The 24,029-nt window shown below is 61.5% G+C and carries 23 protein-coding genes and 1 tRNA gene; 9 read left to right on the top strand and 15 right to left on the bottom strand.

The window, feature by feature from the left end:
- Positions 1-150: 150 nt before the first annotated feature.
- The 6 genes from minE to AXG89_RS42080 form a co-directional block, all read right to left on the bottom strand.
- Entirely contained in the window at positions 151-405 is a 255-nt protein-coding gene (gene minE, locus AXG89_RS10045) for a cell division topological specificity factor MinE (RefSeq protein WP_056351927.1), read from the bottom strand.
- Between the two features lie 9 nt (positions 406-414).
- On the bottom strand, positions 415-1,230 hold the full coding sequence (gene minD / locus AXG89_RS10040; RefSeq protein WP_061998812.1) for a septum site-determining protein MinD: 816 nt from the start codon (positions 1,228-1,230) through the stop codon (positions 415-417).
- Between the two features lie 96 nt (positions 1,231-1,326).
- Positions 1,327-2,082 (bottom strand): septum site-determining protein MinC, encoded by a 756-nt coding sequence (gene minC, locus AXG89_RS10035; RefSeq protein ID WP_061998811.1) that lies wholly within the window; start codon positions 2,080-2,082, stop codon positions 1,327-1,329.
- Positions 2,083-2,310: 228 nt separating this feature from the next.
- On the bottom strand, positions 2,311-2,832 hold the full coding sequence (locus tag AXG89_RS10030; protein ID WP_061998810.1) for a GNAT family N-acetyltransferase: 522 nt from the start codon (positions 2,830-2,832) through the stop codon (positions 2,311-2,313).
- A 183-nt stretch (positions 2,833-3,015) separates the two neighbouring features.
- Positions 3,016-3,798 (bottom strand): type I methionyl aminopeptidase, encoded by a 783-nt coding sequence (map, locus tag AXG89_RS10025; RefSeq protein ID WP_062170498.1) that lies wholly within the window; start codon positions 3,796-3,798, stop codon positions 3,016-3,018.
- A gap of 68 nt (positions 3,799-3,866) precedes the next feature.
- Entirely contained in the window at positions 3,867-4,037 is a 171-nt protein-coding gene (locus tag AXG89_RS42080; RefSeq protein WP_162916031.1) for a hypothetical protein, read from the bottom strand.
- A 53-nt stretch (positions 4,038-4,090) separates the two neighbouring features.
- Between AXG89_RS42080 and AXG89_RS10020 the strand changes: the two genes are divergently transcribed.
- Positions 4,091-4,405 (top strand): hypothetical protein, encoded by a 315-nt coding sequence (locus tag AXG89_RS10020; RefSeq protein ID WP_236873418.1) that lies wholly within the window; start codon positions 4,091-4,093, stop codon positions 4,403-4,405.
- Between the two features lie 75 nt (positions 4,406-4,480).
- On the opposite strand, the gene AXG89_RS10015 is transcribed toward AXG89_RS10020, so the two are convergent.
- Entirely contained in the window at positions 4,481-4,975 is a 495-nt protein-coding gene (locus tag AXG89_RS10015; protein ID WP_062169531.1) for an outer membrane beta-barrel protein, read from the bottom strand.
- A 441-nt stretch (positions 4,976-5,416) separates the two neighbouring features.
- Between AXG89_RS10015 and AXG89_RS10010 the strand changes: the two genes are divergently transcribed.
- The gene (locus AXG89_RS10010; RefSeq protein WP_162916030.1) at positions 5,417-5,770 is read left to right on the top strand and encodes a hypothetical protein; all 354 of its coding nucleotides are present in this window, start codon (positions 5,417-5,419) and stop codon (positions 5,768-5,770) included.
- Positions 5,771-5,823: 53 nt separating this feature from the next.
- Here the strand turns inward: AXG89_RS10010 and AXG89_RS10005 are convergent.
- The 3 genes from AXG89_RS10005 to AXG89_RS09995 form a co-directional block, all read right to left on the bottom strand.
- A tRNA-Ser gene (locus AXG89_RS10005) sits at positions 5,824-5,913 on the bottom strand.
- Positions 5,914-6,045: 132 nt separating this feature from the next.
- Complete coding sequence (gene serS / locus AXG89_RS10000) at positions 6,046-7,344, bottom strand: serine--tRNA ligase (protein ID WP_062169527.1); 1,299 nt, start codon at positions 7,342-7,344, stop codon at positions 6,046-6,048.
- 138 nt (positions 7,345-7,482) lie between these two features.
- Positions 7,483-8,793 carry a replication-associated recombination protein A gene (locus tag AXG89_RS09995; RefSeq protein ID WP_061998806.1) on the bottom strand — a complete coding sequence of 437 codons (1,311 nt, stop codon included), beginning with the start codon at positions 8,791-8,793 and terminating at the stop codon, positions 7,483-7,485.
- A 191-nt stretch (positions 8,794-8,984) separates the two neighbouring features.
- Here AXG89_RS09995 and cytX point away from each other — a divergent pair, with 191 nt between their 5' ends.
- A complete protein-coding gene (cytX, locus tag AXG89_RS09990) occupies positions 8,985-10,316 on the top strand; it encodes a putative hydroxymethylpyrimidine transporter CytX (protein WP_062169525.1) in 1,332 nt (443 codons plus the stop codon).
- A 60-nt stretch (positions 10,317-10,376) separates the two neighbouring features.
- Here cytX and lolA read toward each other — a convergent pair whose 3' ends face one another.
- Together lolA and AXG89_RS09980 are read right to left on the bottom strand one after the other, a co-directional pair.
- Positions 10,377-11,027, bottom strand: a complete 651-nt coding sequence (lolA, locus tag AXG89_RS09985) for an outer membrane lipoprotein chaperone LolA (protein ID WP_231941310.1) — start codon at positions 11,025-11,027, stop codon at positions 10,377-10,379.
- A 77-nt stretch (positions 11,028-11,104) separates the two neighbouring features.
- On the bottom strand, positions 11,105-13,411 hold the full coding sequence (locus tag AXG89_RS09980; protein WP_062169523.1) for a DNA translocase FtsK: 2,307 nt from the start codon (positions 13,409-13,411) through the stop codon (positions 11,105-11,107).
- A 353-nt stretch (positions 13,412-13,764) separates the two neighbouring features.
- Here AXG89_RS09980 and trxB point away from each other — a divergent pair, with 353 nt between their 5' ends.
- The 6 genes from trxB (at position 13,765) to AXG89_RS09945 (ending at position 19,274) form a co-directional block, all read left to right on the top strand.
- Positions 13,765-14,760 (top strand): thioredoxin-disulfide reductase, encoded by a 996-nt coding sequence (trxB, locus tag AXG89_RS09975; RefSeq protein WP_061998802.1) that lies wholly within the window; start codon positions 13,765-13,767, stop codon positions 14,758-14,760.
- A 213-nt stretch (positions 14,761-14,973) separates the two neighbouring features.
- A complete protein-coding gene (locus AXG89_RS09965; RefSeq protein ID WP_062169518.1) occupies positions 14,974-15,801 on the top strand; it encodes a Smr/MutS family protein in 828 nt (275 codons plus the stop codon).
- A 2-nt stretch (positions 15,802-15,803) separates the two neighbouring features.
- A complete protein-coding gene (locus tag AXG89_RS09960) occupies positions 15,804-16,424 on the top strand; it encodes a trimeric intracellular cation channel family protein (protein WP_062169516.1) in 621 nt (206 codons plus the stop codon).
- Between the two features lie 208 nt (positions 16,425-16,632).
- Complete coding sequence (locus tag AXG89_RS09955; protein ID WP_062169514.1) at positions 16,633-17,286, top strand: protein-L-isoaspartate O-methyltransferase family protein; 654 nt, start codon at positions 16,633-16,635, stop codon at positions 17,284-17,286.
- Positions 17,287-17,414: 128 nt separating this feature from the next.
- Positions 17,415-17,738 carry a rhodanese-like domain-containing protein gene (locus tag AXG89_RS09950; protein WP_062169512.1) on the top strand — a complete coding sequence of 108 codons (324 nt, stop codon included), beginning with the start codon at positions 17,415-17,417 and terminating at the stop codon, positions 17,736-17,738.
- Between the two features lie 33 nt (positions 17,739-17,771).
- On the top strand, positions 17,772-19,274 hold the full coding sequence (locus tag AXG89_RS09945) for a TolC family outer membrane protein (protein WP_061998797.1): 1,503 nt from the start codon (positions 17,772-17,774) through the stop codon (positions 19,272-19,274).
- Between the two features lie 67 nt (positions 19,275-19,341).
- On the opposite strand, the gene AXG89_RS09940 is transcribed toward AXG89_RS09945, so the two are convergent.
- From AXG89_RS09940 to hemC, 3 genes are read right to left on the bottom strand one after another with little or no spacing between them, the layout of a single operon-like run.
- The gene (locus tag AXG89_RS09940) at positions 19,342-20,535 is read right to left on the bottom strand and encodes a heme biosynthesis protein HemY (RefSeq protein ID WP_061998796.1); all 1,194 of its coding nucleotides are present in this window, start codon (positions 20,533-20,535) and stop codon (positions 19,342-19,344) included.
- The gene (gene hemDX / locus AXG89_RS09935; RefSeq protein ID WP_062169510.1) at positions 20,535-22,769 is read right to left on the bottom strand and encodes a fused uroporphyrinogen-III synthase HemD/membrane protein HemX; all 2,235 of its coding nucleotides are present in this window, start codon (positions 22,767-22,769) and stop codon (positions 20,535-20,537) included. Before hemDX ends, AXG89_RS09940 begins: the two co-directional genes overlap by 1 nt.
- A complete protein-coding gene (gene hemC / locus AXG89_RS09930; RefSeq protein ID WP_062169508.1) occupies positions 22,769-23,770 on the bottom strand; it encodes a hydroxymethylbilane synthase in 1,002 nt (333 codons plus the stop codon). The genes hemDX and hemC overlap by 1 nt, the downstream gene beginning before the upstream one ends.
- Positions 23,771-24,029: the final 259 nt, after the last annotated feature.

The following is a 24,029-nucleotide window of genomic DNA, read 5'->3' as shown; positions in this document are numbered from 1 at the left end:
CCCGTGTAACCGCGATGGCTAAACTGCAACGGAATATTGATGTAATTTGCCGCTGCTCAACAACCACGGGCGCGCAAACGATAAACCGAAAAAACGCGAAAGCCGGAATCAGACATCGATTCCGGCTTTTTCATCAGCGTTCGAGTTATCTCACGCCGATGGAATCTCGATCTTGACCTCGAGCACTTCGAGATCGTCCTGACGTTCCAGGCTCACGCGAATATCGTCGCTTGAGATCTTCACATACTTGGAAATCACGGCAACGAGTTCTCGTTGCAACGCCGGCAGATAATCAGCGGCCGGCTGGCCACCCGCGCGCTCGTGCGCGATGATCAACTGCAAGCGTTCCTTCGCGACCGAAGCGGACTTCTTTTTCTCGCCCAGCAAAAACGAAAGAATCGACATTGCGTCCCCTTACTTGTTGCCGAAGATGCGTTGCAACAGACCTGGCTTCTGATAATCGGTAAAGCGCAGGGACTTCTCTTCGCCGAGAAAGCGCGAAACGATGTCCTTGTACGCTTCAGCCACATCAGTGCCATCGAGGTGCACGGCCGGCAAACCCTGGTTCGATGCATGCAGCACCGCTTCCGATTCCGGAATCACGCCAATCAGGTCGATGCGCAGGATTTCCTGGATGTCGGTAAGCGACAGCATCTCGCCTTCGCTCACGCGCTTCGGGTTGTAGCGCGTGATCAGCAGATGTTCCTTGACGGGCTCCTTGCCCTCGATTGCGCGCTTGGTCTTCGACGACAAAATGCCGAGAATGCGGTCCGAGTCACGCACGGACGACACTTCCGGGTTCGTCACGATCAACGCTTCGTCGGCGAAATGCATGGCGAGCAGCGCGCCCGATTCAATCCCAGCAGGCGAATCGCAGATGATGTATTCGAAGTCCATCGCGATCAGGTCGTTGATGACCTTTTCCACGCCGTCCTGCGTCAGCGCGTCTTTGTCGCGCGTTTGCGATGCCGGCAGGATGAACAGGTTCTCGCACTTCTTGTCCTTGATCAGCGCCTGGTTCAGGTTCGCTTCACCCTGGATCACGTTGATGAGGTCGTACACCACGCGGCGTTCGCAGCCCATGATGAGATCGAGATTGCGCAGGCCGACATCGAAGTCGATCACGGCCGTCTTGTGCCCGCGCAACGCGAGGGCCGATGAGAAACTCGCGCTGGTGGTCGTCTTGCCGACGCCGCCCTTGCCCGATGTCACCACAATGATTTTTGCCATTCCTGTACCTTGTGTTCGTCAATTAAATCCGCTGGCGTTCTGTTCGAGAGCGCGCCGTCCCCATCAGGCGCGCCTGGCTGATTCTTGTCAGGCCACTCAGGTCAGCCGCAGCGGTTCGATCATCAATTTTTCTTCGTCGAGCCAGATCTGCACCGGCTTGCCCAGGACGTCGGGGCCGAGTGGTGTTTCCGTCGTCCTGTAAATCCCGGCAATCGAAATCAGTTCCGGTTCAAGACACGTGCAGAAAATGCGCGCATCGAGATTGCCGTGCACGCCCGCGAGCGCCCGGCCGCGCAACGGCGCATAAATATGAATGTTGCCTTCCGCGATCACTTCCGCGCCGTAGCTCACGAGCCCGAGCACGACGAGATCGCCCTTCGCATAGACCTGCTGCCCCGAACGCAACGGCCGGTCGATGATCGTCGTCTTCGGCACCGGCGCGCTCGGCGGCGGCGCCTGCGCGACGGCGGCTTCGATCACGGCAACGGCTTCGGTGTTCTCGACGTTGGCGTCGACCGATGGCTTGGGCGCACCGCGCCGGTCGCGCGCTTCGAGCAGCGGCAACGTGCCTTCCGCGGCCCACGTCTGTTCGGGCAGCGCGACCACGCCAATGGGGCGCATGCGCACGCTGTCGAGCAACGCAGCAAGCTCGCTCACCGATATGCGTTCGCCGGCGTCGAGCTTGCGCACGTCGATGGCGACGGTATCGTTGGCGAAAAACTCGGGAGTCGCTTCGAAGCGCCGCGTGAGTTCCGTGCGCAGCGCGTCGAAGTCGGTAGTCTTGACGACAAACAAAAGCGTGTCGACAGAGCCGCTGCGCAATTCGAAAAAGGGCGTTTTTTTGAGCGACATAGGTAAAGCCAAAATTTTTGCGTATTTTACAGGCGTGAGCGCGGGCAGCAGGAAAATTTCAGATTGCCGTCACAAAGTGGGCCGTCGTGAAGTTCAACTGGAAGAAAGAGGACAGCGAAGAGGATATGAACGACGGGCCACGTTATCACGCACGGCCCGTCCTGTTGCCAGGATTGCAGCAAACACGCTATTCGCCGCTACCCGATCAGGCAACTACCCATTCGGCAGCTACGCAGTGTGTTCACTCACGCGCCGCACGAGCAGCGTCTCGAATTCCTCGGGATGCGCGGGAATGCGGCGCCGCTCGCCGGTTGGACCGAAGCCGAGGCGCTCGTAAAAGCGCATGGCGTTGCGGTTGCCATCGGCGATCCACGCAAAGACGTCGTGCACGCGGCGCTCCGCGAGCCATTGCGTGGCCGCATTCACCAGCAGCTCGCCGCCACGCAGATGCCGCACCGCCGGGGCCACCCATAGCGCGTACACGAAGGCGCGCGGTTGAGCCGCCTCTTCGATGAACGCGCCGACGAGACCCGCCGGATGTCCTTCCGTGTACAAGATGAACGACGCCGTGATATCGGAGTTCGCGTGGCGACCGGCCGTTTCGTCGAAGCTCGAGACATCGGCGGACAGGGCTTCCTCCAGCGTCTCCCCGAACGCATACGGTGCTTCGCGCAACGAGGCCGTGCGAAGTTCGCGCAGGACGGCGCCTTGATGCGCGGCGATCCGGTGAACAGTAAGTGAAGGACTCATGCGGGTGTTTTTCTCTCAAGCTTTCACAAGCTTCTTAAGCTGTCTTCTTAGGCTATGTTCTTAGGCTGTCTTAGCCGGCGTAGTCTAATTAGTAGCTTCAACCGAACAGGCAAACGAGTCAAATCATTATTGCAGGCAACGTGCGCGACCGGCTCAATGACGTTCTTTGGTGCAGGCATGCGCTCAGGGCGCCGCGTATTCGCCCGTGCCGTCGGGCCACGGCGTAAGCAACTCGAAGCCATCGTCGGTGACGACCACCATGTGCTCCCATTGCGCCGAGAGCGACCGGTCCTTCGTTGTAACCGTCCAGCCATCCCGCGATTGTTGCGTTGCAGCACGACCGGCGTTCACCATCGGTTCGATGGTGAAAACAAGACCCGGTTTCAGCCGCAGGCCGGCGCCCGGCTGCCCGTAGTGCAGCACTTGTGGATCTTCGTGATAAACACGCCCGATCCCGTGGCCGCAATACTCACGCACGATCGAGTACCCTTCGCGATTCGCCACCGTCTGGATCGCATGACCCACGTCGCCGAGCGTCGCGCCCGGACGCACGGCGCGAATGCCCGCGACCATGGCTTCGTAAGTCGTGTCGCAAAGACGCTTTGCATCGCGGCTCGGCGTGCCCGCGTAATACATGCGGCTCGTATCGCCGAAATAACCGTCCTTGATGATCGCGACGTCGATGTTGACGATATCGCCGTCCTTCAACTCACGCGGGCTTGGAATTCCATGGCAGACCACGTGGTTCACCGATGTGCAAATGGTCTTCGTAAAGCCCATGTAACCCACGTTCGCCGGAATCGCCTTCAGTTCATCGACGATAAAGCGGTTGCAGATCGCATCCAGTTCTTCCGTCGTGACGCCGGGCTTGACGTGCTCGCCGATCATTGCGAGGACTTCTGCGGCGAGACGTCCGGAGATTCGCAGCTTTTCGATGTCGGCAGGCGACTTGAGTGTGATGGCCATGGAACGTTGGTGTGTCGGCGCGCGGTACGCGTCTAATCGCGATACGAAATCGATGTATCCGCAGCGCATTATTTCAGGATGCCGGCGATGATAGCATCGCGCGCTTTCCCGCTCTTTTTCCAATGCCCCCACGAGTCGCCGTACAGCCACGCCGCGCTGCGGTCGTCGTGATTCGCGCTTGCCTCTTCGAGCGGTTTACGCTCTATTCGCTCATTGTTTTGACCAACGTCTTCCGCCAATGATATCAAGTCGCGTTGTTTCGTTTGCTCTTTCCGGTTCTTTATTGGCTGCAGTGTTCGCGGCCGTTGCGCTCGCGGCGTGCAGTTCCACGAGCGGACCTGAACTTCGCGCGTCGAGCCCGCTGATCTACGTGTCATCGCGGCGTGCGCCTTCCGAGGTCTTCAGTTGCCTCGAGGACCGGCTGCCTTCGGTGTCTACATCGAAATCGGGTAACGCTTCGGAGCTCGTGGTCGGGCCGAACGCGTGGCTCGTGACATTGACGCCGTCGCACTATGGGTCGACTGTGAAGGTGCAGAAATCTGACCGGGACTACGGCGGATTGCCGGAACCCGAAATGCGCTTCGATATCGCGCGATGCACAACCTGATCGATCTGCGAGCAGGTCGTAAAAAAGCCCCGATGAGCTTTCAGCTCAGCGGGGCTTTTTGAACGCCAGTTGTCTTTAAAAGAAGTAATGCACGCCCAGCGTGACGCTGTCGTTGTGGCGCGTGGTGCCGTCACGCTTGCTTTGGTCGGTGGTCCATTCCAGCGCAAGGCTTGCCTGCTTGATGAACTTGTACTCAACGCCCAAGCCAGTGTGCAAACGTGCGTTCGGCCAGGTTCCCGTCACTCCCAGACGCACATACGGCATTACCGAATTGAACGGCAAGCCGAGTTTCGCATCGATGCCACCATCCTTATATGTGGTCGACGAGTGATGGAAGTCAGCGAATGCCTCAGCACCAATAACGAAGCGGCTTACATCGAAGTTATACCCGGCAGTCAGGCCGAGGAAAGTCGATGCATGGGACCCTACGTTGACGACGCCAGAAGCGTCAGACCAGTTCTCACCCACTTTCAGGCCTGCGTAAGGGCCGGAAAACTCACTGGCTTGTGCTGCGGATAGGCCGGTCAGAGCAATGACCAGCGCGGCAATAAATTTCTTGAAGTTGAACATGACTTAAAAACATAACGTTAAATCGAAAGCAAAGTTAATTGCCGCGTTTGTTGCATGATCGGCTAATCCGAAAGTCACAAAAATTTTGCAACTTTGAATTTCGCAACGAATGAAAGATTAAATGGTGAAGATGCGTCGGACCCATAAGAGCGGTCCTAATTGATTTTTCGGCGCTATGATTTATTGGCCAGCTCCCGCTGGGAGCGGCTGCCAGGAACGCCTGCCAGTAGCTGGCTGTCGCTTGTGAACAACAACACCGTTGCACGGCTTCTAATCTTTTATCGTCCGTTTTTTAGTAAAACGTTGCTAAGGTTAATTTAATTAAAAGTTTCTACAGAGTTTTTAAGGTTTATAAAAGCATCGAATCGCGAGCCATCTCGTTATGTTCGCCGGGTTCGACGCATTGATTAACGTCGAGGGAATGCATGCATGAAAAACTTCATGTCCAATGTTAGAAAAAGCCTGCTGGCCATCACCGTCGTTGCCGACTTGTTGTGCCTATGGTCGGCCGCTCACGCCGCAGGGCCTGCAGCACCGCCGCCTGACGATCCCGTTTCGCTGTCGATAACGCCTCGGTACAGGTACCAGTCACCATCCATCATGGGAACGTCGCCCGAGGCTTCTGAGCTCAAGACCGCGTCGGGCGTTGACGAGCTGGCGCGCCCGACCCCCGCTCTCGAAAAGCCGGACAACTGGGCTTGCCGGACATCGAATCATTTGACGCGGAGTTCGATCGGTAAGAATCCGGATGGCAGGAGCATCTCGGATGTTCAAGGTCTGTTGCCCAAATGCTGAGGCACACAAAGCAAAACCCCCGCTGATCTTGCGATCAGCGGGGGTTTCTAATTTGGCGGAAAGGGTGAGATTCGAACTCACGGTACCCCTAAAGGTACACTGGATTTCGAGTCCAGCGCATTCGACCACTCTGCCACCTTTCCAGATCCTGCAACCGCGCGACTGCTTGCTGCGGCTCTCGCTGAACGGGTCGATGTCCAGCGAGAGAAAGATTATAGACGAGTCCAATCTGATTTCCAAGCCCCTTTTAGTGAGCCTGGTACAACAAAGAGGTCTTAACTCGCCTTCGAGACTTCGAGCTTTTCGACTCCGCGCATGTAAGGTCGCAACGCCACTGGCACCGTCACCGAGCCATCCGCGTTCTGGTAATTCTCCAGCACCGCGACGAGCGTCCGCCCGACCGCAAGACCTGAACCATTGAGCGTATGAACGAACTCCGGCTTGCCTTGGGCATTCCGGAACCGCGCCTGCATCCGCCGCGCCTGGAATGCTTCGGTATTCGAGCAACTCGAGATTTCCCGATACGTGTTCTGCGCCGGAAGCCAGACTTCCAGGTCGAATGTCTTCGTTGCGGAAAACCCCATGTCGCCGGTACACAGCGTGATCACGCGATACGGCAGTTCGAGCTTTTGCAAGATGGCTTCGGCGTGGCCGACCATTTCGTCGAGCGTCTCGTAGGATTTCTCCGGCGATACGACCTGCACCATTTCGACCTTGTCGAACTGATGTTGACGGATCAGGCCGCGCGTATCGCGCCCGTACGAACCCGCTTCCGAGCGGAAGCACGGAGAATGCGCCGTCAGTTTGACTGGCAGCGCCGACGCTTCAAGAATGCTTTCGCGCACCGTATTCGTCAGCGAGATCTCCGAGGTCGAAATCAGGTACTGCGTGACCTTGTTCTCCTCGCCGCCCTTCTCGACCCGGAACATGTCCTCAGCGAATTTGGGCAACTGGCCCGTACCCACCAAAATTTCCGGATTTACGATATACGGCGTGTACGCCTCTGTGTAGCCGTGCTGTTCGGTGTGCGTGTCGATCATGAACTGCGCCAACGCCCGGTGCAGACGCGCAATCTGCCCGCGCAGCAAGGTGAAACGCGCACCGGAGAGCTTCGCGCCCGTTTCGAAGTCGAGGCCAAGCGGCGCGCCGACATCGACGTGATCCTTCACTTCGAAATCGAACGAACGCGGCGCACCCCAGCGACGCACTTCGACGTTGCCAGATTCGTCGGGGCCGACCGGCACGCTTTCGTGCGGCAAGTTGGGCACGCCGAGCATCAGGTCGGACAAGCGCTTCTGGATGTCCTCGAGCTGAGCCGCCGAAGCCTTCATGGTCTCGCCGATACCCCCGACCTCCGCCATCACTGCTGCGGTGTCTTCCCCACGCCCTTTCATTGCGCCGATCTGCTTCGACAGCGTATTGCGGCGCATTTGCAGCTCTTCGGTACGCGTCTGGATTTCGCGCCGTTCCGCTTCGATTGCCGCGAACGCAGCGACGTCGAGTGTGTAGCCGCGTTGAGCCAGGCGCGTGGCAACGGCGTCGGGGTCTTTGCGCAGGAGTTGGATGTCGAGCATGGCAGGGCCGGTTCTTCTGAGTGTGCGAATCCGCGATTTTAGCGCAGCGAGGCGGCCGTGTTGGCGCGCTTTGGCCGCGTTGGCCGTTCGGTCTAATGGAACGCGGCGTTTCACCATCCGTCGGCAATGGAGCAACGCTTATTTTTCGTCCTTGTGGTCGCGCCGCCATTGGGCATCGAGTTGCGCAAGACGCGCCATCTTTTCACTGATCTTCCCCTCCAGACCGCGCGGTGTCGGCTCGTACCAGTGCGGGTCGCGCATGCCATCGGGCAGATAGGTTTCGCCGGCCGCGTAAGCGTCGGGTTCGTCGTGCGCGTACCTATATTCGTGCCCGTATCCAAGCTCCTTCATCAGCTTGGTCGGCGCGTTGCGCAGATGGACCGGCACGCCTCGCGACTGGTCCTTGCCGACAAACCGCCGCGCCTCGTTATAGGCCATGTAGCCAGCGTTCGATTTCGGCGCAACCGCGAGATAAATCAGCGCCTGAGCCAGCGCGAGCTCACCTTCCGGCGTTCCCAGGCGTTCGTAGGTTTCGGCGGCATCGAGCGCGATGCGGCCCGCACGCGGATCGGCGAGACCGATATCCTCCCAGGCCATCCGGACGATTCGTCGCGCGAGATAACGCGGGTCGGCGCCGCCGTCGAGCATCCTGCAAAACCAGTAAAGCGTCGCGTCAGGATTGCTGCCGCGCACCGATTTGTGCAGCGCGCTGATCTGGTCGTAGAACGCGTCGCCGCCTTTGTCGAAACGACGCAGGTTTTCGGTCAGCGCGCTGCCGAGCAACTCGCCGTCGATGTGCGTCGACTTCTGTTGCGCGGCCGCCCGCGCCACGATTTCCAGGTTGTTGAGGAGCTTGCGGCCGTCGCCATCGGCGGAACCGATGAGCGCCGCACGAGCGTCATCGGAGAACGTCAGGCCGCCCAGCTCGCCCTGCGCCCGTTCGAGCAATTCATTGAGCTCCGTTTCATCCAGGCTTTTCAGCACATAAACGGCTGCCCGCGACAACAACGCGCTGTTCACCTCGAACGATGGATTCTCGGTCGTCGCGCCCACGAACACGAACAACCCGGACTCGACGTGCGGCAAAAACGCGTCTTGCTGGCTTTTGTTGAACCGGTGCACCTCGTCCACGAAAACCAGCGTCTGATGCCCGTTCGCCCGATGGATCTGCGCCAGTTCCACGGCCTCGCGAATATCCTTCACGCCCGACAAGACCGCCGACAACGAAATGAACTCCGCATGAAACGCCGCGGCCATCAGCCGTGCGAGCGTGGTCTTGCCCACGCCGGGCGGTCCCCAGAGAATCATGGAATGCGCTTCACCGGATTCGAACGCGACGCGCAGCGGCTTGTTGGGGCCGAGAAGGTGTTTCTGGCCGATCACCTCGTCGATGGTGCGAGGACGCAAACGCTCGGCAAGGGGGACATTGGCACGGTTTTCTTCGAACATGGCGCGATGAGGGGTTCCGAATGGTCTGGACAACAGCGAAGACAGCGATAATCGTTCCCTTGTTCGAGACAAGCGCCCGCGCTGCTTCAAAATGCTGCAATGGTTGATTATGACAGTTGCCGCTTCCCCGGATTGCCCACGCTTCAGAGCGGACGCGACAGCCAACATCTGCAAATAAGGACAGAACCTGAATGGCATCAGATAACACCACCGACACCGCCGCCTCGACCTACGCGCCTTTGTTGCCCGTCCCGGTCGAGCGCCGCGCGTTCGGAACGTCGGACGCCTTCGCGTTGTGGTTTTCTCTTGGCATCGGCTTGCTGGTGGCGCAGGCCGGCGCGCTGCTCGTGCCGGGCATGTCGCTGCCGCACGCGCTTGCGGCCATCGTGGCCGGCACGGTGATCGGGGTGTTGTTGCTTGCACTGGCGGGCGTGGTCGGCACGGACACCGGACTCGCCGCCATGTCGTCGCTGCGCCCCACACTCGGGCTTCGCGGGGCATCCGTCCCGGCCGTGCTCAACGCGGTGCAACTGGTCGGCTGGGGATCGTTCGAGATCATCGTGATGCGCGATTCCGCCGATGCCCTCGCCAGGCAATCCTTCGGTTTATCGATGCCGCTCATCTGGACGCTGATCTTCGGCGTGCTGGCCACGATCCTTGCGATCACCGGCCCGCTGTCCTTCGTCCGGCGATTCCTGCGCATCTGGGGCATGTGGCTGCTGCTCGGAGGCGCCGGTTGGCTGACGTGGAACCTGCTGTCGAAACAGGATATTGGCGCGTTGATGAACCGGCCGGGGACAGGCGAGATGCCGTTCGGCGCGGGTATCGATCTGGTCGTGGCAATGCCGCTCTCATGGCTGCCGCTGATCGCGGATTACACGCGCTTCGGACGCAGTGCAGGCGGCACGTTTCGCGGCACGCTGTTCGGTTATGGCATCGCGAATATCTGGTTTTATGCGCTCGGCGCCTTCTACGGCCTGGCTGCCGGCGGCGGCGACGCGCTGCTGACCGTGGCATTCGCGCAGGCGGCGGGCGGGATTGCGCTGCTGCTGATTCTCATCGATGAAATCGATAACGCTTTCGCCGATATCCATTCCGCCGCCGTCTCCACCGGCACCTTCTGGGCGAAGGCGAGCGTGCCGTTGTTATCCGCGGCGTTCGGCGGGTTGTGCACGTTGATCGCGTTGCTGGTGCAGATGGGCAAGTACCAGAACTTCCTGCTCCTGATCGGCTCGGTCTTTGCACCGTTGTTCGGCGTGGTCCTTGCCGATCATTTCATCGTGCGCAAACGCCGCGTGGTGGTAGCTGCGCTCACCGACCGGCAAGGCCCGTACGCGTTCTCGGGCGGATGGCATGTCAGCGGATTTGTTGCCTGGGCGCTCGGGATCGCCGCGTATCACGCGATCAACCAATGGATCCCGAACCTCGGCGCGACCTTGCCGTCGCTTGCGATCGGCGCGGCGGCTTACCTGGCGTTGGTACTGGGCGCGGGAAGGCGGGAAGAGAGCCGGTCGTCGGCTTGAGCCTGATGACGGCAATTCAGGAAAGCGAGGCGACGATCGCCCCGCTTTTCGCAACGGTAATCAGCCGTCGATCACGTCAGCGCCCTTCGGCACCACGAACTTGAACTGGTTGGCTTTCAGCGGCGGGTTCTTCTCGATATTCGAGAACGTCAGCAAGGTCACGTTGCCGAATACATCGTGCAATTCCATTGCTTCGAGATTGCCGTTCCTGAAGCCGATACCCACCTGCTGGAACTGCGTGTCCTGCGCCTTAGGCGTCAACTCCAGCCAGTCGATGCCGTCCTTCACCCCCGCGTCGCGCAACGTGAAGTTCTTGTCGAGATCGTTGCTGCCGAAGAGGATGGCGGCAGGACTCGCGCCCAGCGCATTGCCCAACTGACGAACGGTGACCTGGTTCAGGTCTTTGTCGTAGACATAGAGCTTGTCGCCGTCGGCCTGGAGTATTTGCGCGTAGGGCTTTTCGTACGACCAGATGAACTTGCCCGGCCGCGCGAACGTGAATGTGCCGCTTGCCGTGCCGGAGGTCCTCGGCGCCGCGCTCTGCGCGGCCGTGGCGGATGCCGCCTTGCTCGGCGCCTTGATTTCACGCTGGACAAACGAGCCGTGCGCCGCGTGAACCTGAGCCACAAACGCCTTCAACTGTTCCGTGCCGCTTGCGAATGCGTGCGATGCGAGCAGCATGGAAGCACTCAAAACTCCTGCCTGAACCATACGATGAGCTACGCGATGAAACGACTTCGACACTGACTGCATAAAAATGAAACCTCCAGAAACCAATTCTGCTGCGTTTATTCCGATTCACGCGCCGGCGTGAGGATCTCGCGATTACCGTTCGAGGACATGCTTGATACCAGTCCCGAATTCTCCATTTGCTCGAGCAAGCGCGCTGCACGGTTATAACCGATCCGCAAGTGCCGCTGCACAAGCGAGATCGACGCACGGCGGTTCTTGATCACGATCTCGACAGCCTGATCGTAAAGCGGATCGGCTTCGCCATCCCCGCCGCCCGCCGCGCCCGGCGCACCTTCTTCACCGTCGCCGACCACGCCGCCTTCAAGAATCCCTTCAATGTAATTCGGCTCGCCCTGCTCCTTCAGCTTGTTCACCACGCGATGCACTTCTTCATCCGATACAAACGCGCCATGCACGCGCACCGGCAGGCCCGAACCCGGCGGCAGATAAAGCATGTCGCCCATGCCGAGCAGCGACTCGGCACCTTGCTGATCGAGAATGGTCCGCGAATCGATCTTCGATGAAACCTGGAACGCCATGCGCGTCGGCACGTTTGCCTTGATCAAGCCCGTGATCACGTCCACGGACGGCCGCTGCGTCGCGAGAATCAGGTGAATGCCGGCCGCACGCGCCTTCTGCGCGATCCGCGCGATCAGCTCCTCGACCTTCTTGCCGACGACCATCATGAGGTCGGCCAGTTCGTCGATCACGACCACGATGGTCGGCAAGCGGTTCAGCGGTTCCGGCTCGTCCGGCGTCAGGCTGAACGGGTTGGGAATCTTCTCGTCGCGCTTCGTGGCTTCGTCGATCTTGTTGTTGAAACCCGCGAGGTTGCGCACGCCCATCTTGCTCATCAGCTTATAGCGGCGTTCCATCTCGGCCACGGCCCAGTTGAGCGCGTGCCCGGCTTGCCGCATGTCGGTGACGACCGGGCAAAGCAGATGCGGAATGCCCTCGTAGACGCTCATTTCGAGCATCTTCGGATCGATGAGAATCATGCGCACTTCGTCGGCGGTGGCCTTGTACAAGAGCGACAGGATCATCGCGTTGATACCGACCGACTTGCCCGAACCGGTCGTACCGGCCACCAGCAAGTGCGGCATCTTCGCAAGATCCGCGCAGACCGGCTTCCCGCCGATATCCTTGCCTAGACCCATGGTCAGGGGCGAAGCGGCGTCGGCGTAAACCTGCGAACCGAGGATCTCCGACAAACGCACGGTCTGGCGGCGCTGGTTCGGCAACTCCAGCGCCATGAAATTCTTGCCCGGGATAGTCTCGACCACACGAATCGATACCAGCGAAAGCGAGCGCGCCAGATCCTTCGCCAGCCCGACGATTTGCGAGCCTTTGACGCCCGTGGCCGGCTCGATCTCGTAACGTGTCACGACCGGGCCCGGATAGGCAGCGACCACAGCCACTTCCACGCCAAAATCCTTGAGCTTCTTCTCGATCAGCCGGGACGTGTATTCAAGCGTGTCGGCGGAAATGGTTTCCTTCACTTCCGGCGCGGCATCGAGCAAGGCCAGCGGCGGCAAGGTGGAGTCGCCGGGCAGATCGGTGAAAAGCGGCACCTGCTTTTCCTTTTCCACACGCGCCGATTTCGCAGTCGCGACCGGCGGCACGATCACTACCGGTTCCTGTTCCTCGATCTTGACCCGGCCGCGCACCACCTTGCCTTCGCGCTTTTCGGCTGCCACTTCGCCCAGCTTGCGGTCACGCCCGGCTTCGCGGCGCAGTCGCGCGCCGGTGATGGTGGCCATGATGCCGTCGCCGGTTTTTTCGCAGACGGACAGCCAGGAAAAATTGAAATACAGAGACAAGCCGATGGCGAGCGCGATCAACAGGATCAGCGTGGCGCCGGTAAAACCGAACGCGTGGGAGACGGCGTGCGCCACTGCCTCGCCGACCACGCCGCCCGGCGCGCGCGGCACCTGCACCTTGAGCGACCACATGCGCAGCGCTTCAATGCCGTCGCTTGCGAGCAGCACCAGCACGAACGCGAAGGCCTCGGCGAGCCACGTCCGATCCTTCACCGGTTGCTCGGCCGAAGCTTCCTGATTCGTGATCCTCCGGTAATTCGCGATGATCCGCCGCGCGAGCAGCACCACCCACCAATATGCGGAAAGACCGAACAGCAGTAACAGGATGTCTGCCGTCCACGCACCGACCCGTCCCGCCCAGTTGGCGATCTGGTCGACTTGCGCGGCATGGGTCCAGCTCGGGTCATGGCGGCTGTAGCTCACGAGCGCCATGAGCAGGAACACGCCGAGCGCGACCTGCAAGATCCATCGAATCTCGGTAAAAAGGCGCGACATGCGATGAGGCAATGCCTGCGCACTTGCAGAATAGGTAGCTTTTGCCATTGATCCGTAAGGCTTTTGACCCGCCATGAAAGGCACGGCGAGCCGACAGAGTTAAGGACGCATTGTAAACGCTGCATTGCGATGATCGGACAAAAATGGGCCATGGTTTCACCCTGTAACACCCGCGTTACATGCGCCCTGCCCGCTGCAACGGCCCGTGCGCGCTATGGCCGCCATTGAAAGGATCACTCGGCGGCGCCTGGAGACACTCTTTATAATGGCGAATTCGCGCCTATTTACAGGTCATCGGCAGAAGCGCGCCGCCGGCGCAGTTTTTCTCGACCGCCCGCGCCTTTTGCCCATAAACCGCTTGTTCGCCCGGCGGTTTGGCCCTAACCAAACGGATTGCTCTCATGTCTTCGTCCAAACACGCAAAAGTGCTGATTCTCGGTTCCGGTCCCGCCGGTTATTCCGCCGCCGTCTACGCGGCGCGTGCGAATCTGTCGCCGCTTCTCATCACGGGCCTGGCGCAAGGCGGTCAACTGATGACCACGACCGACGTGGAAAACTGGCCGGGCGACCCGTTGGGCGTGCAAGGTCCGGAACTGATGCAGCGCATGCTGGAACACGCCGAACGCTTCAACACGGAAATTGTGTTCGATCACATTCACACTGCCAAGCTGACCGAACGGCCAATCCGCCTGATCGGCGATTCGGGCGAGTACACGTGTGATTCGCTGATCATCGCGACGGGTGCATCGGCGCAATATCTGGGCGTGCCTTCGGAAGAAGCGTTCATGGGCAAAGGCGTGTCGGCCTGCGCAACCTGCGACGGTTTTTTCTACAAGAACGGCGAAGTGGCCGTGATCGGCGGCGGCAATACGGCCGTCGAAGAAGCGCTCTATCTGGCTGGAATTGCCAAGAAGGTGACAGTGGTGCATCGCCGGGACAAGTTCCGCGCCGAGCCGATCCTGATCGACCGCCTGCTTGCGAAGGAAAAAGAAGGCGTGGTGGACATCAAGTGGAATCACGTTCTCGATGAAGTCAAGGGCGACGCGACCGGCGTAACCGGCTTGCAGATCAAGTGCACGGAAACGGGCACGACCACGGAAGTGCCGCTGCAAGGCGTGTTTGTCGCGATCGGTCACAAGCCGAATACGGACCTGTTCGCGGGTCAACTGGAAATGAAGAACGGCTACATCATTACGAACGGCGGCCTGCAGGGCAATGCGACGGGCACGAGCATCGACGGCGTGTTTGCTGCCGGCGACGTGCAGGATCACATTTACCGGCAGGCTATTACGAGCGCCGGCACGGGTTGTATGGCTGCGCTCGACGCACAGCGTTATCTCGAAAGCATCAACGAGAACCCGGCCGTCCATTCGATGAGCGCCGAAGCGGAACGTTAAGCTGCTGACCGTTGCACCGGAGCGAAAAAGCGTCCGGAACCTTCAAACGCCGGTTTCGATCCTCTGGATCGGCCGGCGTTTTCGTTTCGGACGCGGTGAAAATCGGGCAGCCGCGCTTCGGGCGCGTCCATTTCCCCGGCTCTCATGTTAAAAAGGGGCTCCGGAAGCGGCGTATATCGCGTTGCGCCGCCGTGCATTTTCTTTTGCCTTGCAATGCCCAAGAACCTGCCCCATCCGAACGAACCCCGGCCCAGACGCCCGCGCGATATGGCGCCGCGCACGGCCGCCGCGTCCGCGAAAGCGCCGCTGACGCCCGAGGAACTCGCGGCCGCGCTCAAGCGTGAAGGTCTGGCCGGACTTGCCGCGCTGCGCGAATCGCTCCAGGCGCAGGCGGTCAGGCACCGTGCCCAGCGGGTCGCCGCCATCGTGGCGGAACGCGAAGCCCTCGCCGATGCCGACGTGTTCCGCAACGCCATCGGCGAGGTCGAACCGCTTAACGTGGCGGTGCGCGTACCGTTGCCGCGCGTGCCTCCGTCGCCTTTGCCGCTGCAGACGCGGCTCGACGAAGAAGCCGTGCTGCACGAAGCCCTCTCCGACGAATACGACCCCGAAAGCCTCCTCGATACCGACGATTCCCTCTCCTACTGCCGCCACGGCGTACGCGAGGAAGTCGTGCGCAAGCTCCGGCGCGGCGCCTGGATCGTGCAGGCGCAACTCGATCTGCACGGCATGCGGCGCGAGGAAGCGCGCGAGGCGTTATCGGAATTCATCCGGGAAGCGGTGAAACGTGGCCTGCGATGCTTGCGCGTGATTCATGGCAAAGGCCTTGGGTCCGTTGGGCGCGAACCCGTGCTCAAAGGCAAGGTCCGCGCGTGGCTGGTGCAAAAAGAAGAAGTGATCGCGTTCTGTCAGGCGCGTCCTCACGATGGCGGTGCCGGCGCCGTGCTGGTGCTGCTGAAACCGGGCGGGACGCCACATCGTCACGGGCACCCGCAAGACCACGATGCCCGCAGCCATCGCGATCCGCGTGAGAGGTCCTGACGGTGCATCCCAGGCTCACGCTGGCAATCTCCATCATGGAGGGGCTTGCGATCTTCGCGTATGCAATCTCGGGGCTGATCGAAGCGAGAAAGCGCCGGCTGGATGCCGTCGGCGCCTTCCTGGTCGCCCTCGCAACGGCATTCGGCGGCGGGACCGTGCGCGACGTCCTGCTTTCGCGCCGGCCGTTCTATTGGGTCGAGCATCAGGATTACGTCATCATCATCTTCGCGCTGGCGCTCACGGCACCGATGGTCCTGCGCCTCACGACCCGCTTGTTCGACCAGCGCGCCTTGCTGGTCGCCGATGCCATCGGCCTGGGTTTGTTCAGCATCTCGGGCACGTCCATCGCGCTCGATGCACAAATGCCTGCGTTCACCGCGGCCTTGATGGGCGTAGTGACAGGGGTTTTCGGCGGCATCATACGCGACGTGCTGTGCAACGAGGTCCCGCTGATCCTGCGCGACTCCCGGCCTTACGCCGTGTGTGCGTTCGCGGGATGCTGGCTGTATCTCGGACTCGATGCAATGGGCGTCCTGGGCGTCTATAACGTGTTGTTTTCGACAGCGTTCATTCTCGTGGCGCGGCTGGTGACGCTGAAACTGGACGTGCGGCTGCCTCATTAATAGACTGCGAACCGGGCCGTCAGCCGCGCTTAAACCCGGCCGAATGGCCAACGCTCGCCGCCGTTAATTTCCGGCGCCTGTCGATTTGCTACAATCCGACTTCGATTTTCGGCTTACTGACGGCAATGAACACGTCATTGCGTCCCGTCGTTGCGCTAGTCAATAAGTCAACTCCACCCTCAACGGTCGATCGACCCGCAGACTGAAAATGAACATCGAGCAAGCGCGTTTCAACATGATCGAACAGCAGATCCGTCCCTGGGATGTGCTGGACCAGGACGTCCTGAACCTGCTGTCGATCGTCAAGCGTGAAAATTTCGTCCCTGCCGCGTACCGGAACATCGCGTTCGCGGATCTCGAGATTCCGCTGCCGGCCGGCCAGCACATGCTGTTTCCGCGCGTCGAAGCGCGTGTGTTGCAGGAACTGGCTGTGAAAAAGCACGAGATCGTGCTCGAAATCGGCGCAGGCTCGGGCTACATGGCAGCGCTGCTCGGCGCGCGCGGCCGCTCGGTGACGACGGTTGAAATCGAACCCGAACTCGCCAAACTGGCCGAAGACAATCTGGCGGCCAACGGTGTGTCGAATGCGCAAGTTGCAGTCGGCGACGGCGCACGCGGCTGGAACTCGGGCGAGACCTTCGACATCATCTGCGTCTCGGGCGGTTTGCCGGTCATGCCGCAGGAATTCCTCGACCAGTTGAAGATTGGCGGCCGGCTGGCGGCGTTTGTTGGCAGCGCGCCGGTCATGAAGGCGCAGATCATCACGCGCGTGGATGAAAAACAGTTCCGCGTCGCCGATATCTTTGAAACGCTGATCGGGCCGCTCAAGAACGCTGTACAGCCTTCGCGCTTCAAGTTTTAAGTTTTCCCCGGAAATCCGGACTCGTGCGGGGTGAACCGTTCGGGTCCGATGCTTCCAAACGGCAAACTCAGACAGCATACCGGTGAGCAAATCCGCTCGCCGTTGCCTGCTGCTTTCAACGGAATCCCATGCAAAATCTGTCCGCACCCGAACTGGCCGAATGGCTCGCCGATTCATCGCGCCCCGCCCCTGTCCTGCTCGACGTCCGCGAACCGTGGGAACTCGAAACGGCCAAGATGGCCAACATTGTCGCCATCCCGATGCGCGACATCCCTGCCCGCAGCGAAGAACTGGACGACGAAGCGCAGATCGTCTGCATCTGCCACCACGGCGCCCGTAGCGCGCAAGTCGGCATGTTCCTGGAATCGCGTGGCTTCACGCAGGTGTACAACTTGTTTGGCGGTATCGATGCCTGGTCAAAGCAAGTCGATCCGGCCATCCCCACGTATTGATTCGACGCTGTATTCAGTCATCACGGAATCTCCATGCGCCCGATGTTTGCGCTGGCGCTGTCCAGCATCAGCGCCGGGTTAGCGTGCTCACCGGCCATGGCCGTGGGCCTCGATCAGCTCTATGACGAAGCGCTCAACACCGACGCGCAGCTTCAGAGCGCGCGGGCAAGCCTCGCGGCCGACAGCGAACAACTGCCGCAAGCGCGCGCAAAGCTGCTGCCGCAATTGTCGGCGTCGGCGAGCGCGAACGAGCAGCGCACGGAGTTTGGCGGCGGCTTGCCGGCATCGAATGGAAACAGCAACGGCTTCGTTGTTTCGCTGACCCAACCGCTCATCAACGTCGCGAACTGGCAGGGCTACCAGCAAGGCCAGATCGCGCTGACCACGGCCCAGGCGCAGTTCGCCGCCGCCCGCCAGGATCTGATCGTCCGGCTGGGACAAGCTTATTTCGATGCACTTTCGGCCCAGGACAGTCTTGCGATCGTGCGTTCGCAAAAGGCATCGATTGCGGAGCAGCTTGAATCGGCCAAGCATTCCTTCGATGCCGGCAGCGCCACCATCACCGATACCAACGAAGCCCAGGCCAAGTACGATCAGGCGATCTCGCAGGAAATTGCGGCACAGAACGATCTCGAAGTGAAACTGGCGTCGCTGGAGCAGATCGTCGGGCATCCGGTGACGCGTGTGGACGGCCTCGCGCGCGGCGTGACACTGCCGCCGCCTGTTCCCGCAGACATGCAGCAGTGGGTCGACGCCGCGCGCGACACCAACTACAACGTGGTGCTCAAGCAACTGGCGACGTCAAATTCGCAGCGCGAGACATTGAAGGCGAAAGCAGGTCATTACCCGTCGCTCGATCTCGTCGCGAGTTATTCCAAAAGCAGCCTGGGCGCGGCGGGCGCGGGCAACTTCGGCGGGAATTTCGGCGGCGGTTTTGGCAGCGGCGCGGGGACGATCGGTCCGGGCATTCCGGCTGCGGCGGCCGAACTCGGCAACTTCGGTGCGTATTACACCAACGCGACGGTCGGCGTTCAACTCACCATTCCCCTTTACGAAGGCGGCGCAACGCAAAGCCGCGTGCGGCAGACGCTCGCGCTCGAAGACAAGGCGCAGGCCGACCTCGATACCGCGCGGCGCTCGGCGGCTTTATCTGCGCGACAGGCGTTTCTGGGGGTATCGAGCGGACTGGCGCAGGTTCGCGCACTCGAAACCGCCGAGCGGTCCGCGCGGACATCGCTTGAATCGAACTTGCTGGGTTATCAGGTGGGCGTGCGGATCAATATCGATGTACTCAACGCCCAGGACCAGCTCTTTTCGGCACGGCGCGATCTCGCGAAAGCGCGCTACGACACGCTGGTCAACTCGCTGAAGCTGAAGGCGTCCACGGCGAGCCTAACGGACAGCGACGTGCTCTCGCTGAACTCGCTGCTCTCCCCCACCGACGACACGGCGCTCACCGCCCTGCCCGTGGTCCCGACCGTGCCGCATCCGCGCACGGCGAATCCGGCAGCCGGCCGGCGCTCCCTGCCGCAATAAGCGATAAAAAAACCGCGAGCCCTCGTACAAAAGGAAGCTCGCGGTTTTTATAGCAGCCAACAAAACCTCAGACCACGTTCATCGCCAGCGCACTCTCACGATAATGCTGGCTCGCCTTGTCGCTGTCGCCGAGTTGTTCGTGCAGACGCGCCAGGGCCCGATGGGTGCGGATCTTGAGCGGTTCGTTATCGGCGAGTTTCAAAGCCGATTCCAGGAACGCCTGCGCCTTGCCCCACAACTGCTGATGCAGACACAGACGGCCGAGCGTGAACAGCAAATCGGCGTCTTCCGTGCGCTCCTTCTGCCAGGCTTCGGCACGCTGGATCAGCGGCAAGGCATCGCCTGGCGACGCGCAATCCGGATATCGGCGAAGCAAACGCGCATCCCAATTGTGGTTCAGCGCTTCCTCGACGATCCTGCGCGCGTCGTTGCGGCGATCCAGCGCGATCAACAACTCGGCGGCGAGATCGGCCAGACGCGGCGACTGTCGCTCCACCGGCGACAACGACTGCCAGAATTCGAGCAGCGCATCGGGATTGTGCCGGCGATCGCGCAGCAGGTTTTCAGCCGCAACCTGCCGCAGACGCACCGCGACCGCAGGATGCAGCGCCTCGCGTTTTTCGAGCGTCTTGACGAGCTTCAGCACTTCGCCCCAGTTCTTCAACTGCTGCTGCGCACGCAACGCGATCTGCTGCGCGTGCAAGCGGCGGCCGCCCTGGGCCTGCATTTCGGTCAACGCGACGAGTGCGCCGTCGGCATCGCGGCCATCGGCACGCATGTCGGCGGTCGCCATCAGACGGGCGTCCTGCCAGTCGCTGTCCGCCACCTTGGCGAGCCACTCGTCGCGGCGCGCGTACTCGTGCATCTCGTGTGCCGCTTTTGCACCGATCAGGCCGGCGGCACCGGCGTTTTCATCGACGATGAGAGAATCGCGCGCCGATTTTTCCGCCTTCGAGAACCGCCCGGCATACAAGTGGCCGATGGCATCGCGCAACGCCGCGTTCGCCTTCGCCAGCCGCGAGCGCGTCCGGTACGCCGACACGCGCTGCGGCATCTTCCACACGCTGCGGATGGCGCGCAGGACCGCGTACAGCACGATGAACGACACCACCAGCGCCACCACGAACAGGTTCAGCGACACGTCCACGCGATACGGCGGGATTACGAGCAGCACTTGGCCGCCGTCGAACACGCCAACGAGCGCGAGCGCCGCCGCCGCCGCGAACAGGAGCACAAACCAGATGAGTCCACGCATCGTCATCACCCGCCTCGCTTGAACTGGTGGACCGCCGCAAGACTCGCGTTCAGGTCGGGCACGGCGACGGCGGTCGATGCGTCATTGACCTGCTTGACGAGATCTCGCACCGACTTGACCTTGCCCGACGACGGATCGAAGTAGCGGCCGAGCGCCGTATCCGCGGCGTTGAGATCCGACCTGAGTGCCGGTTCACTGCGCGACAACAGCGACAACCGCGCCGACAACAAGCGCAGTTTCACGTTCTCGCGCACGAAGTAGCCTTGATCGGGGGAAGCGAGCATGGCGTCGGCGTTATCGATACGGCGTACCGACACGAGGCTCGACAACTGCTGCCCGATGCCGCCCGCGATCTGCTGCAGCCAGACCTTCCAGCGCGGCTGGTTCGTCGCGGCGGCGATTGCGGCGCTGTCGCCGGGTGCATCGGCATGTGCGGTCGACGGCACGATCGGCGCTTCGCCGGCGAGCGGCAGGCGATCGATCTGGTCGATGGCGGTGTCGAGCTTGATGGCCAGGCCCGTCAAATCCGTCGATGGCGTGGCGTGCAGCTTGTCCATGTCCTGCGCGATGGCCTTGCGGATGGTCACGATCTGCGGGCCGGTCGTGGCGGCGAGACGCGTGTCGGCGCTTTGCAGCGCGAAGAGCGCGAGCTGGACGTTGCCTGTGAGCTGCAGTTGCTGGCTTGCGCTCGACAGGATCTGCTCGACTTCGGCCAGCGTCCAGTCGTCGCGATTGCTCGCCAGATCCTGATACTGCTGTTGCAGTGCCTGGCTTTGCGCCTGTGCGTCCGTGAGCTTGCCCTGGAACTGGATGATCTGCGTGTTGATGGCCGTGACCGAACTCGCCGCCTGGTCGGCTTGCGCGCGCAACGCCGCGGTTTGCGCGTCGCTTGCCTGCAGACGTTGCGCGAGTTGCGCGTCGCGTTGATCGAATTTGCGGTTGAGCATGAAGCCGCCCACGCCCGCCACGATCACGATGATCACGAGCACCAGCCACAGCAGCGCCGTGCCCGCGCCGCCACGCCGCTCTTTCGGCTGCGATTCGTACGGCGTGAACGGCGTATTGGGCGGATTCGAAGGCGGAGCCGACGCCGTGGACCTGGCATCGGATTTTGCGTCGGACTTGGAAGCGGTCTTGCTTGAATCGATCGAATCAGTCATGCGTGATTGAGCCGGTTGGTGAGCCGGCGCGGACGCCGGCCTGGAATCCGTCGGCGCGGACTCCTGGTTGGTTTTTTGACTGGACTGGCCGGGCGGCGTTGCCGCCGGGACCGTGTATCCATATTCTTGTGCCTCTGCAACCTGCGCGTCCGGTTTCGCCTCCGCTTTCGGGTCCGCTTTCCCGTCCGATAGTGAAGCAGTGCCGAAGAGCGTGCTGAACGCCTGAACAATGCGTTCGTCGCCGGCGCCGGACACCGTAATCCTATCAAAACCCGCCTGCCGCGCGGCTTCGGCAATACGCGGATGCGGCGTGACGAGCGGTACGTGCTTGAGCGTCAGGGTTTCATCGACGGTCAGATATTCGCGGGCCAGCTCTTCGAGGTTGCGCACGCCCTCCGAACTGGTGAGGAGCCACGCGTGCGGTTCGCCCGCCAGCAGTTCGTGGATGCGCTCCCAGTCGCGCATGGACGGCTCCGGCACGATGCGCGTGTAGGCCGCGACCTTCTCCACCTTCGCGCCGGCCTCGGCGAGCGTGTCGGCAAGCCATTCACGGCCGCCATCGCCACGCACGATCAACACACGTTTGTCCCTGAGGCCATCCGCGCCGAAATGCGCCACGATTGCTGCGTGCAGTGCTTCGGAATCGTAGCGGGGATCGGTGGGCGTCTCGGTGATCGTGGCATCGGCGCCGGGACTGATCACCGTATAAGCCGGTGGTGCGATGCCCTGGCGCGCCAAAGCTGCCACGCTGCCGGGACCGACCACGCCAATCGCAACATGCGCCGGCCACGGCGCACTGAGCCCGGCGAACGCGTGCTGGACGGCGTTCGGCGACACGAAGACGACCAGCGCAAAGCCAAGTTCAGCGGGCGCATAAAGCTCGCCGAGCGCGGCCTGCAGCGGTGCGGTATCGGCGACGGGGCCTATATCGATGAGTGGAAACTCCAACGGCTCGAAACCCGCGCGTTCGAGCAGCGCCATGAGTTCGGCCGACTGGCCGGACGGACGCGTGATGACAACCGTGGATGGCCGGGGTGTGGCTTCGGCCGGAGTATGGGTCGAATCGTGAGCGTTCGCCATCAGTCGGCAGGCGTTGCAGCAGGAGGAATGCGCGCACCGCTTGCCGTGCTCAACTCGCGGACGATGTCCATCGCGCCCTGCGCTTCGAGCTCGGCGGAAACGCGCGCGCCGAGATCGAGCGCGGCTTCGACACCGGTGGCATTCGCCGAGCCTTCGGCACGAAGGACGCGCGTACCATCGACCGTCGATACACATCCGCGCAAATGCAGCGCGCCGTCGTGCCATTGCGCGTACGCCGCGAGCGGCACTTCGCAACTGCCGCCAAGCGAGCGCGACACCATGCGCTCGGCTTCCACTGCTGCAGCAGTGGCATCGTGATGCAGAGGGGCAAGCCACGCGGCGAGATCGTCACGGCCGGCACGGATCTCGATGCCGAGCGCCCCTTGCCCCGCCGCCGGCAAACTTTCCTCCGGCGAGAGATACGCGCGAATCCGCGATTCCAGCCCCAGCCGGATCAGCCCGGCGGCCGCGAGGATGATTCCCGAGTAGTCGCCCCGGTCGAGCTTGCCCAGACGGGTATCGAGATTGCCGCGCAACGGGCGGACTTCGAGATGAGGAAAATGCATGCGCAACATGGCTTCGCGTCGCAAACTCGACGTCCCGACGACGCTGCCGTGAGGCAAATCCGCCAGCGACGCAAAGTGCGGCGAAACGAAGGCATCGCGGGGATCTTCGCGTTCGAGGATCGTGCTCAGGGTAAAGCCGTCGGGCAGTTCCATGGGCACGTCTTTCAGCGAATGCACGGCCAGGTCGGCACGGCCGTCGGCGAGCGCTGCTTCGAGTTCCTTCACGAAGAGTCCCTTGCCGCCGACCTTCGATAAGGTCCGGTCAAGAATCTGATCGCCGCGCGTCGTCATTCCGAGGATTTTGACGTCGCAAGATGGATATAATTTGTGCAGCGCAAACTGCACGTGCTCAGCCTGCCACATGGCAAGACGGCTCTCCCGCGAGGCAATGACCAAAGTACGGGGCGGTGGCGTGGAAGGCGTCTCGGAGTTCATTGCGGGTCAATCGAATGACGGGATGGATAACAAACAATGGTAGCACGCACGCCCAAGCCCAATTACAGTCCTGACCGCGCCGAAGCGCCGCGGAAACGGGCCTGGCGCGCTGCGGCAGGACGGAGACAGCAGGGCACAAAAGCCGCAACATGCGGCACGCGTCATGGTTGAGGCACGCATTCTCTCGCGCTGCCGTGCCTGGTCGCCTTGGATTTCCCGAGTTTCAGCCGCAACGCCAGTAACACTGTAAGCAGCTTGG

This window comes from Burkholderia sp. PAMC 26561 (assembly GCF_001557535.2).
Lineage (GTDB): Bacteria > Pseudomonadota > Gammaproteobacteria > Burkholderiales > Burkholderiaceae > Caballeronia.
The sequence above is the reverse complement of the archived record's forward strand: the minus strand, read 5'-3'. Positions and strand labels throughout refer to the sequence as shown.

Excerpts from the sequence above, each read along its gene's own strand:
- serS (WP_062169527.1), bottom strand. The coding sequence starts at position 7,344 with ATGCTCGACATCCAACTCCTGCGCAAAGACCCCGACGCCGTTGCCACG.
- cytX (WP_062169525.1), top strand. The coding sequence starts at position 8,985 with ATGGCATCAGATAACACCACCGACACCGCCGCCTCGACCTACGCGCCT.
- AXG89_RS09995 (WP_061998806.1), bottom strand. The coding sequence starts at position 8,793 with ATGTTCGAAGAAAACCGTGCCAATGTCCCCCTTGCCGAGCGTTTGCGT.
- minC (WP_061998811.1), bottom strand. The coding sequence starts at position 2,082 with ATGTCGCTCAAAAAAACGCCCTTTTTCGAATTGCGCAGCGGCTCTGTC.
- minE (WP_056351927.1), bottom strand. The coding sequence starts at position 405 with ATGTCGATTCTTTCGTTTTTGCTGGGCGAGAAAAAGAAGTCCGCTTCG.
- hemC (WP_062169508.1), bottom strand. The coding sequence starts at position 23,770 with ATGAACTCCGAGACGCCTTCCACGCCACCGCCCCGTACTTTGGTCATT.
- map (WP_062170498.1), bottom strand. The coding sequence starts at position 3,798 with ATGGCCATCACACTCAAGTCGCCTGCCGACATCGAAAAGCTGCGAATC.
- AXG89_RS09980 (WP_062169523.1), bottom strand. The coding sequence starts at position 13,411 with ATGGCAAAAGCTACCTATTCTGCAAGTGCGCAGGCATTGCCTCATCGC.
- hemDX (WP_062169510.1), bottom strand. The coding sequence starts at position 22,769 with ATGGCGAACGCTCACGATTCGACCCATACTCCGGCCGAAGCCACACCC.
- AXG89_RS10030 (WP_061998810.1), bottom strand. The coding sequence starts at position 2,832 with ATGAGTCCTTCACTTACTGTTCACCGGATCGCCGCGCATCAAGGCGCC.
- AXG89_RS10010 (WP_162916030.1), top strand. The coding sequence starts at position 5,417 with ATGTCCAATGTTAGAAAAAGCCTGCTGGCCATCACCGTCGTTGCCGAC.
- AXG89_RS09950 (WP_062169512.1), top strand. The coding sequence starts at position 17,415 with ATGCAAAATCTGTCCGCACCCGAACTGGCCGAATGGCTCGCCGATTCA.
- minD (WP_061998812.1), bottom strand. The coding sequence starts at position 1,230 with ATGGCAAAAATCATTGTGGTGACATCGGGCAAGGGCGGCGTCGGCAAG.
- AXG89_RS09965 (WP_062169518.1), top strand. The coding sequence starts at position 14,974 with ATGCCCAAGAACCTGCCCCATCCGAACGAACCCCGGCCCAGACGCCCG.
- AXG89_RS09940 (WP_061998796.1), bottom strand. The coding sequence starts at position 20,535 with ATGACGATGCGTGGACTCATCTGGTTTGTGCTCCTGTTCGCGGCGGCG.
- AXG89_RS10015 (WP_062169531.1), bottom strand. The coding sequence starts at position 4,975 with ATGTTCAACTTCAAGAAATTTATTGCCGCGCTGGTCATTGCTCTGACC.
- lolA (WP_231941310.1), bottom strand. The coding sequence starts at position 11,027 with ATGGTTCAGGCAGGAGTTTTGAGTGCTTCCATGCTGCTCGCATCGCAC.
- AXG89_RS09955 (WP_062169514.1), top strand. The coding sequence starts at position 16,633 with ATGAACATCGAGCAAGCGCGTTTCAACATGATCGAACAGCAGATCCGT.
- trxB (WP_061998802.1), top strand. The coding sequence starts at position 13,765 with ATGTCTTCGTCCAAACACGCAAAAGTGCTGATTCTCGGTTCCGGTCCC.
- AXG89_RS09945 (WP_061998797.1), top strand. The coding sequence starts at position 17,772 with ATGCGCCCGATGTTTGCGCTGGCGCTGTCCAGCATCAGCGCCGGGTTA.